General features: G+C 66.4%; 16 protein-coding genes. 7 read left to right on the plus strand and 9 right to left on the minus strand.

What is annotated here, in order from left to right:
* Window position 1: 1 nt before the first annotated feature.
* The gene (gene aqpZ / locus P0Y59_17585) at window positions 2-736 is read right to left on the minus strand and encodes an aquaporin Z (GenBank protein WEJ98739.1); all 735 of its coding nucleotides are present in this window, start codon (window positions 734-736) and stop codon (window positions 2-4) included.
* Window positions 737-801: 65 nt separating this feature from the next.
* Entirely contained in the window at window positions 802-1797 is a 996-nt protein-coding gene (locus P0Y59_17590; GenBank protein WEJ98740.1) for an L-threonylcarbamoyladenylate synthase, read from the minus strand.
* Between the two features lie 43 nt (window positions 1798-1840).
* On the opposite strand from P0Y59_17590, the gene P0Y59_17595 reads away from it, so the two are divergent.
* A complete protein-coding gene (locus P0Y59_17595; GenBank protein ID WEJ98741.1) occupies window positions 1841-3574 on the plus strand; it encodes an acyl-CoA dehydrogenase in 1734 nt (577 codons plus the stop codon).
* A 30-nt stretch (window positions 3575-3604) separates the two neighbouring features.
* Here P0Y59_17595 and P0Y59_17600 read toward each other — a convergent pair whose 3' ends face one another.
* Together P0Y59_17600 and P0Y59_17605 are read right to left on the minus strand one after the other, a co-directional pair.
* Window positions 3605-3961, minus strand: a complete 357-nt coding sequence (locus P0Y59_17600; GenBank protein ID WEJ98742.1) for a GntR family transcriptional regulator — start codon at window positions 3959-3961, stop codon at window positions 3605-3607.
* A 37-nt stretch (window positions 3962-3998) separates the two neighbouring features.
* Window positions 3999-4574, minus strand: a complete 576-nt coding sequence (locus tag P0Y59_17605) for a nitroreductase (protein ID WEK02614.1) — start codon at window positions 4572-4574, stop codon at window positions 3999-4001.
* A 116-nt stretch (window positions 4575-4690) separates the two neighbouring features.
* On the opposite strand from P0Y59_17605, the gene P0Y59_17610 reads away from it, so the two are divergent.
* Window positions 4691-6703, plus strand: a complete 2013-nt coding sequence (locus P0Y59_17610; GenBank protein WEJ98743.1) for a peptide MFS transporter — start codon at window positions 4691-4693, stop codon at window positions 6701-6703.
* 335 nt (window positions 6704-7038) lie between these two features.
* On the opposite strand, the gene hemA is transcribed toward P0Y59_17610, so the two are convergent.
* Window positions 7039-8283, minus strand: coding sequence for a 5-aminolevulinate synthase (gene hemA, locus P0Y59_17615; protein ID WEJ98744.1), 1245 nt, complete (start codon window positions 8281-8283; stop codon window positions 7039-7041).
* Between the two features lie 215 nt (window positions 8284-8498).
* Between hemA and P0Y59_17620 the strand changes: the two genes are divergently transcribed.
* Window positions 8499-8696 carry a hypothetical protein gene (locus P0Y59_17620; GenBank protein ID WEJ98745.1) on the plus strand — a complete coding sequence of 66 codons (198 nt, stop codon included), beginning with the start codon at window positions 8499-8501 and terminating at the stop codon, window positions 8694-8696.
* Here the strand turns inward: P0Y59_17620 and murI are convergent.
* Window positions 8674-9468, minus strand: a complete 795-nt coding sequence (murI, locus tag P0Y59_17625) for a glutamate racemase (protein ID WEJ98746.1) — start codon at window positions 9466-9468, stop codon at window positions 8674-8676. The two genes, P0Y59_17620 and murI, sit on opposite strands and share 23 nt — an antisense overlap.
* Before the next feature lie 158 nt (window positions 9469-9626).
* Between murI and plsY the strand changes: the two genes are divergently transcribed.
* From plsY to P0Y59_17645, 4 genes are all read left to right on the plus strand, one after another.
* The gene (gene plsY / locus P0Y59_17630) at window positions 9627-10211 is read left to right on the plus strand and encodes a glycerol-3-phosphate 1-O-acyltransferase PlsY (GenBank protein ID WEK02615.1); all 585 of its coding nucleotides are present in this window, start codon (window positions 9627-9629) and stop codon (window positions 10209-10211) included.
* Window positions 10204-11298 (plus strand): DNA-processing protein DprA, encoded by a 1095-nt coding sequence (gene dprA, locus P0Y59_17635; protein ID WEJ98747.1) that lies wholly within the window; start codon window positions 10204-10206, stop codon window positions 11296-11298. Before plsY ends, dprA begins: the two co-directional genes overlap by 8 nt.
* A gap of 141 nt (window positions 11299-11439) precedes the next feature.
* The gene (gene topA, locus P0Y59_17640; GenBank protein WEJ98748.1) at window positions 11440-14034 is read left to right on the plus strand and encodes a type I DNA topoisomerase; all 2595 of its coding nucleotides are present in this window, start codon (window positions 11440-11442) and stop codon (window positions 14032-14034) included.
* Window positions 14035-14040: 6 nt separating this feature from the next.
* Entirely contained in the window at window positions 14041-14487 is a 447-nt protein-coding gene (locus P0Y59_17645; GenBank protein WEJ98749.1) for a GNAT family N-acetyltransferase, read from the plus strand.
* A gap of 5 nt (window positions 14488-14492) precedes the next feature.
* Here P0Y59_17645 and P0Y59_17650 read toward each other — a convergent pair whose 3' ends face one another.
* The 3 genes from P0Y59_17650 to panC form a co-directional block, all read right to left on the minus strand.
* On the minus strand, window positions 14493-14897 hold the full coding sequence (locus P0Y59_17650) for an MAPEG family protein (protein ID WEJ98750.1): 405 nt from the start codon (window positions 14895-14897) through the stop codon (window positions 14493-14495).
* Between the two features lie 69 nt (window positions 14898-14966).
* The gene (locus P0Y59_17655; protein WEJ98751.1) at window positions 14967-15263 is read right to left on the minus strand and encodes a hypothetical protein; all 297 of its coding nucleotides are present in this window, start codon (window positions 15261-15263) and stop codon (window positions 14967-14969) included.
* 88 nt (window positions 15264-15351) lie between these two features.
* A complete protein-coding gene (panC, locus tag P0Y59_17660) occupies window positions 15352-16185 on the minus strand; it encodes a pantoate--beta-alanine ligase (protein ID WEJ98752.1) in 834 nt (277 codons plus the stop codon).
* Between the last annotated feature and the right edge of the window lie 44 nt (window positions 16186-16229).

A 16229-nucleotide genomic window follows, 5' to 3' on the forward strand; every position in this document is an offset into this window, starting at 1 on the left:
ATCAGAGCGCTTCGCCCTCGATCGGCGGCTTTTTGGACGCGTCCGCGCCGAGCGTTTTGTACACGAGGCCGCCGAGCACACCGCCCACGATCGGCGCGACCCAGAACCACCAGAGCTGCTGAAGCGCCAGCCCGCCGACCACCAGCGCCGGGCCGGTGCTGCGCGCCGGGTTCACCGAGGTGTTGGTGACCGGGATGCTGATCAGGTGGATCAGGGTAAGCGCGAGGCCGATCGCGATCGGCGCGAAACCGGCCGGCGCGCGCGTGTCGGTCGATCCCATGATCACCAGCAGGAAGAAGAAGGTCAGCACGACCTCGATCGTCAGCCCGGCGGCCAGCGAATAATGGCCGGGCGACAGCGATTCGAGCCCGTTCACCGCAAGGCCGTTGGGTGGCAGGGTGAAGCCGGGTGCACCGCTGGCGATGAAATAGAGCAGATAGGCGGCGACCGTCGCGCCGAGCACCTGGGCGATGACGTAGAGCGGGATGTCCTTGCCGGCGAATCGCCCGCCCGCCCACAGGCCGACCGTGACCGCCGGGTTGAGGTGGCAGCCGGAGATATGGCCGATCGAATAGGCCATGGTCAGCACGGTCAGGCCGAAGGCGAGCGCGACGCCCGCAAAGCCGATGCCGACTTCCGGAAAGCCCGCCGCCAGTACCGCGCTGCCGCAGCCACCGAAGACGAGCCAGAAAGTACCCAGGAACTCAGCGAGCCCCCGCTGCGTGTTCGTCACCATGGTCTTCCTCTCCTTTACGAGTCGTAGGAAGGGAGGTTAGCGGCCGTTACGGCGGCGTAAAGACGTCAGTCGCGGTGCGCGGCGCGGCGCAGGCGATCGTTGATCGCCACGCCGAGCCCGGTTTCGGGGATCGGCGCGACGGCGATTCGGGGTTTTGGAGACGCATCGCCTCGGTGCAGGGCCGAGAACAGGGCGGCGGCGGCCTCGGTCAGGTCGCCCGTCCCGGACAGGGAAACGTCGCCGGAGATGGAACCGAATCCGATCAACCATTCGTCCGGGGTGGCTGCGCTGGCGTTGATGCGCAGCGGTTTGGCCGGTGCATAGTGGCTTTCGAGCTGGCCGGGGGACGTCACGATCTTCTTCCCCGGTAAAGGCCGGGGCCCGGTTGCGATGCCCTCCGATACCGGGCCCGGGCCTTCGCCGGGAAAGAGACTGGAGATGACTTCCGTCGTGATGGGCCCGGGGCGCAGCACCTGGACCCCGTCGCCCGTCATGACGATAGTCGATTCCAGCCCCGCCTCGGTCGGCCCGTCATCGACGATCAACGGAATGCGCCCGCCCAGGCTCGCCAGCACATGCTCCGCGCGGGTCGGACTGATCGAGCCGCTCGCATTGGCTGACGGCGCGGCGAGCGGCCTGCCCGTGGCCAGCAGCAGGGCGCGCATCGCCCGATGCGCCGGCACGCGGATCGCGATCGTATCGAGCCCGGCCGTCACCAGCGACGCGATCCCCGCATCGGGGCGGAGCGGCAGCACCAGGGTCAGCGGCCCCGGCCAGAACGCATCGGCAAGCACTCCTGCGGCTTCGTCGAACGACGCGATACGCTCGGCCGCCGCGCGATCGAGGACATGGACGATCAGCGGATTGAAGCTCGGCCGGCCCTTGGCGGCGTAGATGCCGGCAACCGCGCACGACTCGGTTGCGTCGGCGGCAAGGCCATAGACCGTCTCGGTCGGGATCGCGACCGGCTCGCCCGACAGGATCGTCGTGGCGGCCTCGGCTATGGCCGCCTCGCCGTAAGGTAAGGTGCACGTGGAGATAAGTGGGTTTGGCGAGGTCATCAGGCGACGCTATAGCGCGCGCGACCGCAGGAAGAGAAATACCATGACATTCACCGCCCCTACCGCCGACCAGCGCTTCGTCCTCGACCATGTCGTCGGTATCGGCACGCTGGCCGACTCCGACCGATTCGCCGCGGCGACGGAGGACGTGGTCGAGGCAGTGCTTGAGGGAATCGGCGATTTCGCGGCGGGGGAATGGGCGCCCCTGCTCCGCGCCGGCGATACCGTCGGCCCGAAATGGACGCCTGACGGGGTGGTGATGCCCGAAGGCTTCGGCAAGGCGTATCGCGACTATGTCGAGGGCGGCTGGGGCACGATCGGCGTGCCCGAGGCTTTTGGCGGCCAGGGCCTGCCCTTTGCGATCCAGACAGCGGTGCTCGACACGCTCGGCGCGGCGAACATGGGCCTGGCGCTCGCCCCGACCCTGACGGTCGGCGCGATCGAGGCGCTGATCCATCACGGATCGCCCGAGCAGCAGGCGCTCTACCTGCCGAAACTCGCGACCGGCGAATGGACCGGCACGATGAATCTGACCGAGCCGCAGGCCGGATCGGATGTCGGCGCGCTGCGCACCCAGGCGAAGCCGCGCGGCGACGGGACCTGGAGCATCAAGGGCACCAAGATCTTCATCTCGTTCGGCGACCACGACATGGCGCCCAACATCGTCCACCTCGTGCTCGCCCGCACCCCCGATGCGCCGCCGGGGACCAAGGGCATCTCGCTGTTCCTGGTCCCGAAGCACCGGCTCGATGCCGACGGCAACCCGGGTGAGCTCAACGACGTCCGCGTGGTCTCGATCGAACACAAGATGGGGCTCCATGCCTCGCCCACCTGCGTGCTGAGCTTCGGCGACAATGACGATTGCGTCGGCACGCTGATCGGCGGCGAGTTCGGCGGCATCCGCGCGATGTTCACCATGATGAACAATGCGCGGCTCAATGTCGGGCTTCAGGGATCGCAGGTGGCAGAGCGCGCGACCCAGGCCGCGGTCGCCTATGCCCGCGAGCGGATCCAGTCGCCCCGCGCCGGATCGCCGTCACGCGATTCGGTTGCCATCATCGAACATCCCGACGTCCGCCGCATGCTGATGCGCATGAAGGCGCAGACCCAGGCGGCGCGCGCCCTGGTCTATTTCGCTGCCGGCCATGTCGACCGGGCGGCGATCGGCGAAGCGGGCGCTCAGGACCGGCTCGAGCTGCTGACCCCGCTCGCCAAGGCGCACGGCACCGATATCGGATGCGAGGTCGCCTCGATCGGCGTCCAGGTCCATGGCGGCATGGGCTATATCGAGGAGACCGGCGCGGCGCAGTTCTACCGCGATGCGCGCATCACCCCGATCTATGAAGGGACCAACGGCATCCAGGCTGCGGACCTGGTCGGACGCAAGCTCGGGCTCGGTGCCGATGGCAAGGGCGGCGGCGTCTTCGCACGGCTGATCGCAGACATGCGCGCCGAGGCGAGGGACGAAGGTCTGATCGAGCTGATCGAGGCATGCGACGCCATCGGACGCGACCTGATGAGCCGCGACACGGACGACCGGCTGGCGGCAAGCTATCCCTTCCTGACTATGCTCTCGACCGCTGTCTGCGGCTGGCTGATGGAACGGCAGGGCCGCGCGGCGACGGGATCGGGCGATCCCGCCTTCCTCGCGATGAAGGCGGCCACGGCGCGATTCTATGTCGAACAGATCGTGCCCGAGGCGATGGGCCTCAGGGCGGCAGCGACGGCGAAAGCGGAAATATTGTATGCGATACCGGCCGAGGCGTTCGGGGCCTGACCCCCTTCGCCATGGCCCGGCTTGCCGGGCTTACGCCCCTGCGCGCTCCAGCAGGTCTTCGGTATCGAGGCCCAGCAGCACGATGTGCGCGCGGATGCGCGGCCAGCTGTCGCGGATGAAATGCTCGCGCTCAGCCGCGCGAAGCTTTTCGGCGGCGCCCGGCAGCACGAACATGCCGACGCCGCGCCTGACCTCGACATAGCCGTCGTCCTGGAAGCTCTGATAGGCCTTGGCCACCGTCAGCGGGTTGGCGCCGTGTTCGGCCGCAAGCGCACGGACCGACGGAAGCTGGTCCCCCGCGCGATACTCCCCGCGCAGGATCGCCGCGGAAATCGTGCCGCGAAGCTTGATATAGACGGGACTGTCTTCGCTGTTCAGGGCTGTCATGGTGCAATAATACACCGATCAGGCCGAGAGTCCAACACTATGTCCAATATCGGACGATTTTGTCCGATTCCGGACGCGGCCGCTCTTCCAGGGGCCTGGAAGGTGTCCCGATAAACATGAATCCGGCGATTTTTTCCGGCGCTGTGCCAAAAGCGTCACGCACCGACTCGTTGTAACTAGCCCATCCGGTGAGCCATCCGCCGGCGAACCCGGCGGCATGCGCGGCATGGAGCAGGTTCATGCACGCGGCGCCCGCCGACAGTTCCTGCTCCCACAACGGGATATGGCTTTCGGACTTCGGCGAGGACAGCACGACGACCAGAGTCGGTGCCTGGCGGGCGAACTGGTCGAGCGCTTCGATCTCGAGCCGCGCTGCCTGCGGACGTTCGGCGCGATAGGCGGTGGTGATCAGGTCGCTGAGCGCTTCGCGGCGATCGGCCGGGACCACGACGAAACGCCACGGCGCCAGCTTGCCGTGATCGGGCGTGCGCGCCGCGATCCCGAGCATATGGGTAAGCTGGGCCTCGTCCGGGCCTGGCGCGACAAGGTCGCGCGGCTTGCCCGAACGGCGGGTGGCGAGGAGCGCGAGCGGACTGCTGGTGTCGTTGAACATGGCGGTCATCTAGCGATGGCCACGCGTATTTACACCCCGGCGCATGCCGCTAGTCTCCGCGCCATCAGCAACGCCGCATCTGACGGCGTGAAGTCATTCAGGGAGCGACCAAAAAAATGGTGGACACACCGACCGCGGACAGCCCGCGAGAACCCGATATCACTCATGTAAATCCCGCAAGCGACGCGGTCTGGTTCGGCCACCCGCCACAGCTCAAACGCCTGTTCACCACCGAAATGTGGGAGCGGTTCGGCTATTACGGCATGCGGGCGATCCTGACGCTCTACCTCGCCCATCATTTCCTGTTCAACGACGAGACCTCGACCGGCCTGTATGGCGGCTTCACTGCCCTGGTCTATCTGACGCCACTGGTCGGCGGCCTGATCGCCGACCAGTATCTCGGTTCGAAACGGACCGTGAAGTTCGGCGCGATCATGATGGCGCTCGGCTATCTCACGCTCTGCTTCGGCGGCAACGGGGCCACCCCGTTCGCGACGATCGACGGGCAGCGCTACGAAGTGGTGGTCGAGGGCAAGGGGGATGCGGGCAAGCAGTTCGTCATCGACCATGACCAGAAGCTGCAGATCCGCGGCAATGACGACAAGAGCGTCTCGCTTCTCGCCCAGGATGGCCACGAAGTCCGCAAGATCGAAGCCAATGGCTTCAAATCCGACGGCGAACGCTCGCCCTTGTTCGTCTTCATCCTCCTGCTCGGCCTGTCGCTCGTCACCGTGGGCAACGGCTTCTTCAAGCCGAACATCTCGACGATGGTCGGCGAACTATACGCAAGCGGGGACCGCCGGCGCGATGCAGGCTTCACGATGTTCTACATGGGCATCAACCTCGGCTCGCTCATCTCGCAATTCTTCTGCCCGATCCTTGCCGAAAGCGTTGGCTGGTGGGCCGGCTTCGGCCTCGCCGCCATCGGCATGGCATGCTCGTGGCTGCTGTTCCAGTTCGATGGGGGCCGGCTCGACGGCTATGGCGAGCGCCCGGCCGATGCCAGGGCGGACAGGGACTGGTGGATCTATGGCGGCGCGCTCGTCACCGTGCCGCTGGTCATCTTCCTGTTCTGGAACCTGATGAACTATGTCGCCCCGCCGGAAGGGTCGGGCGTCATCGGCTATGTCCTCAACCTCCCAGTCATGGGCAAGGCGCTGTTCGGAACCTTCCTGATCGGCGTGCCGGCCATTCTCGTCTGGTCGTTCGTCAAGGGGAGCAAGGCCGAGTTCCAGATGATGATGGCGGCGATGGTGCTGATCATCTTCAATGTCGTCTTCTGGACGTTGTTCGAACAGGCCGGGTCATCCCTCACGCTGTTCGCCGCGCGCAACACCGTGCTTGAAATCGGCTGGACGGCCCCGCTGTTCGCCATGTTCCAGGCCACCCCCATCACCTATTATCTCTTCTTCGCCGCGGTGATCGGCGGCGTCGCCTGGCTTGCCTTCTGGTTCTTCGCCTCCGGCGAGCAGCCGGAAACCCGCCGCATCATGGCCATCGGCTTCGCCGTGGTCGCGGTCGCCGGCCTGGTCGGCATGCATGTCGCCCGGACCAATGGCTTCGGCAGCCAGGCTGTCTATGTCATGCCCGCCGGCCAGACCCAGATCTTCAACGCGCTGTTCATCGTCATCTTCGCGCCGATCTTCAGCGTGCTGTGGAACGCACTGGCCCGACGCGGGCTTGAGCCTTCGATCCCGATCAAGTTCGCCATCGCCTTGATGGGCGTTGGCGCGGGCTTCCTGTTCCTCGTCTGGGGCAGCCAGTTCGTCGGCAGCGACTTCAAGGTCGGCATGGCCTGGCTCGCCGGCCTGTACCTGATCCATTCGATCGCCGAACTCTGCATCTCGCCGGTCGGCCTCTCGATGATCACCAAATTGTCGATCGCGCGGATCGTCGGGATGATGATGGGCGTCTGGTTCCTGTCCATCTCCGTCGCTCAATATGTCGCGGGCGCCGTAGCACAGGTGGCGAGCGTCGAGACGGTGGGCGGCCAGGTGACCAATCTCAAGGTCAGCCTCGAAACCTATACCGGCGTGTTCACGACGATTTCCTACATCGCGATCGGGCTTGGCCTACTTTTGCTCCTGCTGTCCTGGCCGCTGAAGAAGTGGATGCACGGGGTAACCTGACGACTGCCCCTTTTCCTCCCTCGCGGCGCGAGGGAGGAACGGGACCGGCCTCGATTCAACCCGTCGTCCGATTGCCGCACGCTGAAGCCGGATAGGAGCTGCTCGCGTCCTGTCCGGCTCTTTGACATGACCGAAAAATGCTGGATGATTTTTCCGCCGGAGCAGCGGTAGAAACAGGGCGGTTTTCGCCCGAAAGCCGGCGATTTTCCCCTGTTATGCGATAACAGGGAAAACACCGTTCAAAGCACTGAAAACAGGCCCGGATTCCTGACCCGAAATCCACCATAACAGCGGAAGAAAAATCGAAACCGCCAATCGCTGGAAATGGTGGGCGCTCAGGCGGCCTTGCGGAGTTCCAGCCGGCTCCAGATCTCGACCAGGGCGCCGGTAAGCTCGCGCATCATCGCCTCGTCATGCGCGGGGCCGGGGGTGAAGCGCAGCCGCTCGGTGCCGCGCGGCACGGTCGGGTAATTGATCGGCTGAACGTACACGCCATATTCGGCGAGCAGGATGTCGCTGATCTTCTTGGCCTTGACCGGATCGCCGACCATCAGCGGCACGATATGCGTGGTCGAGTTCATCACCGGCAGCCCTGCCTCGGCCATCATGGCCTTCAGCATTTTGGCCGCGGCCTGCTGGCCGTCGCGCTCGACGCTCGACGCCTTGAGGTGCCGCACGCTCGCCAGCGCGCCGGCGACCAGCACGGGCGACAGCGACGTCGTGAAGATGAAGCCCGGTGCATAGCTGCGGATGACGTCGATGATCGTCTGGTCGGCGGTGATATAGCCGCCCATCACCCCGAACGCCTTGCCCAGTGTGCCCTCGATGATGGTCAGCCGGTGCGCGACCCCGTCCCGCTCCGAAACGCCGCCGCCCCGCTCGCCATACATGCCCACCGCGTGGACCTCGTCGAGATAGGTCAGCGCGCTGTACTTGTCGGCCAGGTCGCAGATCTCGGCGATGGGGGCGATGTCGCCGTCCATCGAATAGACGCTCTCGAACGCGATCAGCTTTGGCACGGTCGGATCGACCGAGGCGAGCAGCTCTTCCAGATGCGCCACGTCGTTGTGCCGGAAGACATGCTTCTCGCAGCCCGAATTGCGGATACCCGCGATCATCGAGGCATGGTTGAGTTCGTCGGAGAAGATGATGCAGCCCGGCAGGATCTTGGCGAGCGTCGCAAGCGTCGCCTCGTTCGAGACATAGCCCGACGTGAACAGCAGCGCGCCCTGCTTGCCGTGGAGATCGGCGAGTTCACCCTCCAGGTCGACATGGTAATGGGTGTTGCCGCCGATATTGCGCGTGCCGCCCGAGCCGGCGCCGACATCGTGCAGCGCCTCTTCCATCGCGGCGATCACCGCCGGATGCTGGCCCATGGCGAGATAGTCGTTCGAGCACCATACGGTGATCGGCTTCGGCCCGTTATGTCCGGCGAAGCAGCGGGCATTGGGGAACGCGCCCTTGTTGCGCAGGATGTCGATGAAGACACGATAACGGCCTTCGACATGCAGGCGGTCAATCGCCTGGGTGAAGATGCGCGAGTAATCCACTCCCCGCAGCGCCGTGCCGTCCGCTTCCATAAGGGCCGCCCTAGCGCGCGGCGCCAAGGATTTCCAGTGTTTTACTCACCCCGAATGCGCCCGAACCGGTTGGAAAAAGAATCGCATTCCTTAGCTTCGCTCAAGCGCCGCCCGCCCATTCATGCTATGATGCGCCGTCGCCGGCCGCGTGCCGAAAGCACCCGCCGCGATCGAGAGACGCGATGCGCTCCCGCAGCAGCATGGAGCTTATGATCATGGCCAACGATGTGCCAACTGACGGAAAACAGGTCTATTATTCACACAGGGCAGCGCAGGAGCGCGAGCTTGCCGGGCGGACTGCCGACCGGTCGGCGCGCCGCGTGCATCGCGAGCTGGCGAGTCGTTATGCCGTGCTGGCCGCCGAGTCGGCCGAGGTCCAGGCGGAAACGCCTAGAGCGCCTTTACCCGCGTGAGGCCGTAGCGGGCGAGCGCCGGCGCGAGCGCGGCGTGATCCGCGTCGCCGGTGAACACCGCGACTCCCTCGCCCGGGCTGTCCGGCCATGACTGCCCCTGGGTGAGGAACGCGACTCGGCGCGCAATCCCTTCCGAGCCATCGACGAAAAGCACCGGATGCGGCGCGGCCGCCGCCAGTTCATCGACCACGAGCGGGAAATGCGTGCAGGCATTGACGATCACGTCGATGCGCTCGCCACCCGGCTGACCGAACAGGCCGGCAAGCGCCGCCTCGAACCGGGCGGGCGGGACGTCCTCCCCGCGCAGCTTCGCCTCGGCGAGCTGGACCAGGTCGGCCGATCCGTGACGCAGCACCAGGCAATCGCCGGCGAACCGCGCCGCGAGATCGTCGACATAGGGCTGGCGCACCGTCGCATCGGTCCCGAGCACACCGATCGCGCGCGTGCGGCTGGCTTCGGCGGCTGGCTTGATCGCGGGGACCGTGCCCACGATCGGCAGATCGAGCGCGGCACGCACTGCGGCGAGCGCAATGGTCGAGGCGGTGTTGCAGGCGATCACGATCAGGCGCGGCCGATACCGCTCCGCCAGCCGCCCGAGCAGCGCCGGCACCCGCGCCGCGATCTCGGCCTCGCTCCGGGTGCCATAGGGAAAGCCAGCCGAATCGGCGACATAGACGAAAGGAGCATGGGGCAGCAGCGCGCGCGTCGGCGCGAGCACGGAAAGCCCGCCCACCCCGGAATCGAAAAACAGGATCGGCCGCGTGTCCGTCACAGGCGCGATGTAGCGCGCTTGCCGGGTTTGACAATGTCCCGCCCTTGAACCTGGGCCGGGGCTTGCCAACCTAACAGAGGTTGTTGGCGGCAATCCCATATCGGGCTATGCTGGCGTCGCGTGGGGGCTGATCCATTTTGCCGACCGAAACTGTCTGGATGGCGCCGGCTGGCGCGCTGCTGCTCGGGTATCTGCTGGGCTCGATTCCGTTCGGGCTGATTCTCACCCGCGTTTTCGGGGCCGGCGACCTGCGCAAGATCGGATCGGGCAATATCGGCGCGACCAACGTGCTGCGCACCGGCCGCAAGGGCCTGGCCGCGGCAACGTTGCTGCTCGACGCAGCCAAGGGTTTCGCTGCGGTCGCGATCGTCGAGGCGATCTGGCCGGGCAACGGCGTGCTCGCCGCGGCGGCGGCCTTTCTCGGCCATCTCTATCCGGTCTGGCTCGGGTTCCGCGGCGGCAAGGGCGTCGCGACGATGATGGGTATCGTGCTGGCACTCCATTGGCCATGCGCCGTCGTCTTCGCGGTGGTCTGGCTCGGGCTGCTCGCCGCGCTGCGCTTCTCCTCGCTGGCCGGCATGACCGCGGCGTTCAGCGCGCCGGTCAGCGCCGCCTTCTTCTCCGCCTTCGACATCGTTCTGCCCCTGCTCGCGCTGGCGCTGCTGGTGCTATGGAAGCATCGCGAGAATATCGAGCGCCTGCTGAACGGTACCGAGCCGAAAGTCGGCGCCAAACGTGCGTGACGATCCGGCGCGCGACCGGGCGATCGCGCGCCTCAGGCTGATCCGCACGCCGAAGATCGGCCCGGTCACTTATCGCCAGCTGATCGAGCGCTTCGGCGACGCATCCGCCGCCCTCGAAGCCCTGCCCGATCTGGCGGCTCGCGGCGGTGGGCGGGCGCCGGCCATCGCCCTGGCCAGCATCGCCGAACGGGAACTGGCGGATGCGGCGAAACTCGGCGCGCGCCATCTGTTCGTCGACGATCCGGACTATCCGGCGCTGCTGGCCGAGCTTGACGATGCGCCGCCAGTGTTGATGCTGCGCGGCGACATCGCCCTGGCCCGCCGCCCGACGATCGCGATGGTCGGCGCGCGCAATGCGTCTGCCGCGGCATGCCGCTTCGCGCGGCAACTGGCGGCCGAGCTGGGCCGCGAGGAGGTCACGATCGTATCGGGGCTGGCACGGGGCGTCGACACGGCCGCGCATGTCGGATCGATCGACAGCGGCACGATCGCGGTGATCGCCGGCGGCATCGACATCGCCTATCCGCCCGAGAATGCCGGCCTGCAGGAAGCGATCGCGATGCGCGGCCTGCTGATCGCCGAACAATCCCCCGGCACGGAACCTCGCGCGCGCCATTTTCCCTATCGCAACCGCATCATCGCCGGGCTTGCCCAAGGCACCGTGGTGGTCGAGGCAGCCCCCAAATCCGGGTCGCTCATCACCGCACGGCTGGCCGGCGAGATGGGCCGCGACGTGATGGCGGTGCCCGGGTCCCCGCTGGATCCCCGCGCGCAGGGCTGCAACGGGCTGATCCGCGACGGCGCGACCCTGATCCAGTCGGCCGCCGACATCCTCGAGCTGATCCGCCCGATCGACCCGCGCATGGTGCGGGCTCCAGGATCGCGCTTCGAAGGACCGCCGCCCGAGGATGCAAGCGACATCGAACGGCGCGACGTGGCCGGGCTGCTCGGCCCGGTGCCGGTCGCGATCGACGAGGTGATCCGACAATCCGGGCTTGCCCCGGCGATCGTCCAGACAGTGTTGCTCGAACTTGAACTGGCCGGGCGGCTTGAACGTCATGCCGGCGGGAGGGTGAGCTTGATTTGACGCTGGCATCCAACCAGATTCGCTTCGTTCGATTCAAACGATGGGGAATCACGCTATCCCGGGATCGCTCTCCCCCCGCTTGACGCCGCCCCGAACACCTCTCCATCCTCGCGCGTACACGTAAGGACGCTTCAAAAACCCATGCAGCTTGTCATTGTCGAATCGCCGGCCAAGGCGAAGACCATCGAGAAATATCTGGGCTCCGACTATCGCGTTCTCGCGAGCTACGGCCATGTCCGCGATCTGCCGGCCAAGGACGGATCAGTCGATCCAGACGACGGCTTCTCGATGGAATGGGAGAATTACGCCGACAAGTCGAAGCAGCTCAAGGCGATCACCGATGAGGCGAAGAAGGCCGATCGCCTGATCCTCGCGACCGATCCGGATCGCGAGGGCGAGGCGATCAGCTGGCACGTGCAGGAAGTGCTGCGCGGCCGCAAGGCGCTGCCCAGGGAAGTCGAACGAGTCACCTTCAACGCCATCACCAAGGCGACGGTGACCGAGGCAATGAAGCATCCGCGCGAGCTGGATACCGACCTGATCGACGCCTATCGGGCGCGACGGGCGCTCGATTATCTCGTCGGCTTCACGCTTTCGCCGGTGCTGTGGCGCAAGCTGCCCGGCGCGAAATCGGCCGGGCGCGTGCAATCGGTCGCGCTGCGCATCATCGTCGATCGCGAGCGCGAGATCGAAGCGTTCCGCGCGCAGGAATATTGGTCGGTCACCGCCGACATGGAGCAGGACGGCACGCCCTTCACCGCCCGGCTCGTCACTTTCGAGGGCAAGAAGCTCGACCGGCTGTCGATCGGCGAGGAAGGCACCGCACTCCGTGCCAAGGCCGCGGTCGAGGCGGGGCGCTTCAGCGTCCAGACGATCGAGGTCAAGCCGGCCACCCGCAACCCGCCGCCACCCTTCACCACCTCGACCCTTCAGCAGGAGGCATCGCGCAAACTCGGCTTCTCCGCCGATCACACGATGCGCATCGCGCAGGGCCTCTACGAGGACGGCGCGATCACCTATATGCGAACCGATGGCGTGCAGATGGACGGATCGGCCATCTCGGCCGCGCGCAAGGCAATCGCCGACCGCTATGACGCCGGCTATGTCCCGGACAAGCCGCGCCTCTATCAGACCAAGGCCAAGAACGCGCAGGAAGCCCATGAGGCGATCCGCCCGACTGATTTCTCCAGGGACAAGGCCGGCGGCGGCGATCATGCCCGGCTCTACGACCTGATCTTCAAGCGCGCGCTTGCCAGCCAGATGGCGTCGGCGCGGATGGAGCGCACCACGGTCGAGCTGACCGACGGATCGGGCCAGACCGGCCTGCGCGCCACCGGCCAGGTCGTGCTCTTCCCAGGCTATCTCGCCCTGTACGAGGAAGGCACCGACGACAGCGCCGACGAGGACAGCCGCCGCCTGCCGCGCCTGCGCGAAGGCGACGCGCCCGCCAAGAAGGCGGTCAAGGCGGAGCAGCATTTCACCCAGCCGCCGCCGCGCTTCTCCGAAGCCTCGCTGGTCAAGCGGCTGGAGGAGCTCGGCATCGGCCGCCCCTCCACCTATGCCTCGATCATCAAGACATTGAAGGACCGCGCCTATGTGCGGGTCGAGAAGAACCGCTTCTTCGCCGAGGAGAGCGGCCGGCTGGTGACGGCATTCCTCGAACGCTTCTTCGAAAAATATGTCGGCTATGATTTCACCGCCGGGCTGGAGGACGAGCTCGACGAGGTGTCGGGCGGCCGGGCGCAATGGCAGGCAGTGCTCGAATCCTTCTGGAGGGACTTCAAGCCGCGCACTACCGAGGTGATGGAGCAGAAGCCGTCAGAGGTGACCGCCGCGCTCGACAAGTTCCTCGAGCCCTATCTCTTCCCGGCCAAGGCTGACGGCGGCGACCCGCGGCTCTGCCCCAATTGCGGCCAGGGCCAGCTGGCGCTGCGCGGCGGCAAGTTCGGCGCGTTCGTCGCCTGCTCCAACTATCCCGACTGCAAATATACCCGGCGTTTCGGCCAGGGCGGCAGCGACGAGGGCGGCGATGCCGGTCCCGAAGCGATCGGCCAGGACCCGGAAACCGGCCTTCCCGTCGAGCGCAAGGCGGGGCGGTTCGGCCCCTATATCCAGCTGGGCGAGGGCAAGGACGCGAAGCGCGCCTCGATCCCCAAGGATATTCCGGAGCTCGACCTGGAATGGGCGCTGAAGCTGCTGAGCCTGCCGCGCACCATCGGCACGCATCCGGAAAGCGGCGAGCCGATTACCGCGTCGATCGGACGCTATGGGCCCTATCTCGCCCATGCCGGCAAATATGCCCGGCTCACCTCGACGGCGGAGGTGTTCGAAACCGGCATGAACGCGGCGGTGGTCAGGCTGGCTGAAGCTGCGGCCGGCGGCGGACGCCCGCAGCGGGGCGCGCAGGCGCCGCTCAAGATCCTGGGCAAGCACCCGCGGACCGAAGCCGAGATCAAGCTGATGGAGGGTCGCTACGGCCCCTATGTCACCGATGGTGAAACCAACGCGACATTGCCCAAGTCGATCGAGAAGGATGCCCTGACCCTAGAGGAGGCAGCGCAGCTGCTCGACGCGCGCGCGGCGGCCGGCCCATCGAAAAAGACCAAGAAGAAGGCACCGGCGAAGAAGGCCGCGGTCAAGAAAGCCCCGGCCAAGAAACCGGCACCGAGTAAGGCCAAGACCGCGACGAAGACTGCGACGAAGACTGCGACGAAGACTGGGGCAAAGGCGGGATAATAGCCCATGGCCCTGTCCATCAGGCACTATGTCGCATCGGATCGCGACCGCATGCTGGCGATCTTCGACGCCAACACGCCGCAATTCTTCGCGGTCAACGAGCGGGCGGATTTCGTCCGCTATCTCGACGGAAACGCCGGCCTTTATGCGGTTTGCGAGCGGGAAGGCTCGATCGTCGCCGGCTTTGCGGTGGCGCGCGGCACGGCAGGCCGGGCGCATCTGAACTGGATCCTGGTCGATCCCGCGGCACAGGGCGGGGGTATCGGCAACGCGATGATGGGCGCGGCGCGGACGCGCGCGGCGGATCAGGGCGCCACGATACTCGACATCGCGGCGAGCCAGCACAGCGCACCGTTCTTCCTGCGCCACGGCGCCCATGCCCTCGGCCGTATCGAGAATGGCTGGGGTCCCGGCATGCACCGCATCGACATGGAATTGTCGCTCGGCGATTGAACGATTCAGCCCAGCAGGGGCAGAACCGTCCTGACAAAGAGCCAGACCGCCATGCCGAGCAGGGTCAGCAGCGTAACCACGATGCCGATCGAGCGCGCGGGCTTGGGCGGTCCGGGCGGGTTGAACAGGCCGATGGCGTTGAGCAGGCGCGCGCCGACAAAGGCGGCAGCGACGATCGAAAGAATGGTGGTGTTGGCGCCGTCGCTTTCGAGCAGCGCGATCAGGATGATGCCGGTCGGGGCATATTCCGCGAGATTGCCGTGCGCGCGAATCGCGCAATTCAGGTCATGCTGGCCGGCATCGCCATAGGCAGCACTGTGCTTGATGCGCATCCGGATCGTGGTGACCGACAGGAAGACCAGCAGCAGCGCGAGCGCGGCCGCGGCGAGCGCGGTGATCGTGAGTTGCATACCCCCTCCTTTGTTGCGGAGGCGGTTCTATTCCTTTTGTTGCCCTGCGTCGATTGGCGTCGATCCGGATCAGGCAGCGCGGCGTGCCGTCACGCTGAGCCAGGCACGCGCCGCCTTCTGCGCCTCGGCGATCTCGCGCGCACTCATGTCCTCCGCGATCTCGCTGCGGCAGGCCTGCGCTGCGTCGCTACCCGCGACCGCCGCCAGATTGAACCATTTATGCGCCTCGATCAGGTCGACATCGATGCCGGCGGCGCCGCTCGAATAGACCATGCCGAGATCGTAGAACGCATCCATGTCGCCCCGGGCCGCGTCGGCGAGCCGGCTGTCTATCAGGAACTGCGCACTCTTCAGGCTGCTGCCCATGCTCTTAACCCCTGTTAACCATCCCTGTCGGGTGAGTTTGGAGTCAAGATTTCAACAAATGGTTAACGCCGGTTAGGCATGCCGCCACTCAGACCGCGATATTGTCGATCAGGCGAGTCCCGCCCATCCGCGCGGCAGCCAGCAGGCGGCGCGGACGCTCGGGATCGGGCGCCTCCTTCAGCGTCTCGGCATCGACCAGGGTGACATAGTCGATCTCGAACCCGGCGGCGGCCAGCGAATCCCGCGCGGCGCCCAGCACCGTCTCGACATCGTCGCCCTTCCCGATGCCCTTCGCCGCGACGCCGAGCGCACGCGGCAGTGCCACTGCCCGGCTGCGCTGGTCGTCGTCGAGATAGATGTTGCGCGACGAGAGCGCGAGGCCGTCATCCTCGCGCTGGGTGGGCAGGCCCATGATATCGATCCCGAAATCGAGATCGGCGACCATGCGGCGGATCACCGCGAGCTGCTGGAAATCCTTTTCGCCGAACCACGCGATATCGGGCCGCACCTGGTTGAACAGCTTGGCAACGACCGTCGCGACCCCGTCGAAATGGCCAGGCCGGGCCGCGCCGTCGAGTCCTTCGCTGACTCCGGCGACCGAAACGCTGGTCGCGAAACCGTCCGGATACATCGCCTCGACCGGGGGCATCCAGAGCAGGTCGCAGCCCGCCTCCTTCAACATGCGCGTGTCGGCGGTCTCCTTGCGGGGATAGCGCGACAGGTCCTCGTTCGGGCCGAACTGCTTCGGATTGACGAAGATCGAAGCGACCACGCGCGTGCCGGGACGCTTCGCCGCCTCGATCAGCGCCATATGCCCGGCATGCAGGGCGCCCATGGTCGGGACGAGCGCGATCGTCGCCCCCTGCTCGCGGAATTCGGCAATCCCGCCACGGAGCAGATCGAGTTGACGGATGGTTTGCACGCTTGATGGGCCTTCGATAAGGACGGGTAAGGACGGGGCGGGCC

This window comes from Candidatus Sphingomonas phytovorans (genome assembly GCA_029202385.1).
Classification (GTDB): domain Bacteria; phylum Pseudomonadota; class Alphaproteobacteria; order Sphingomonadales; family Sphingomonadaceae; genus Sphingomonas; species Sphingomonas phytovorans.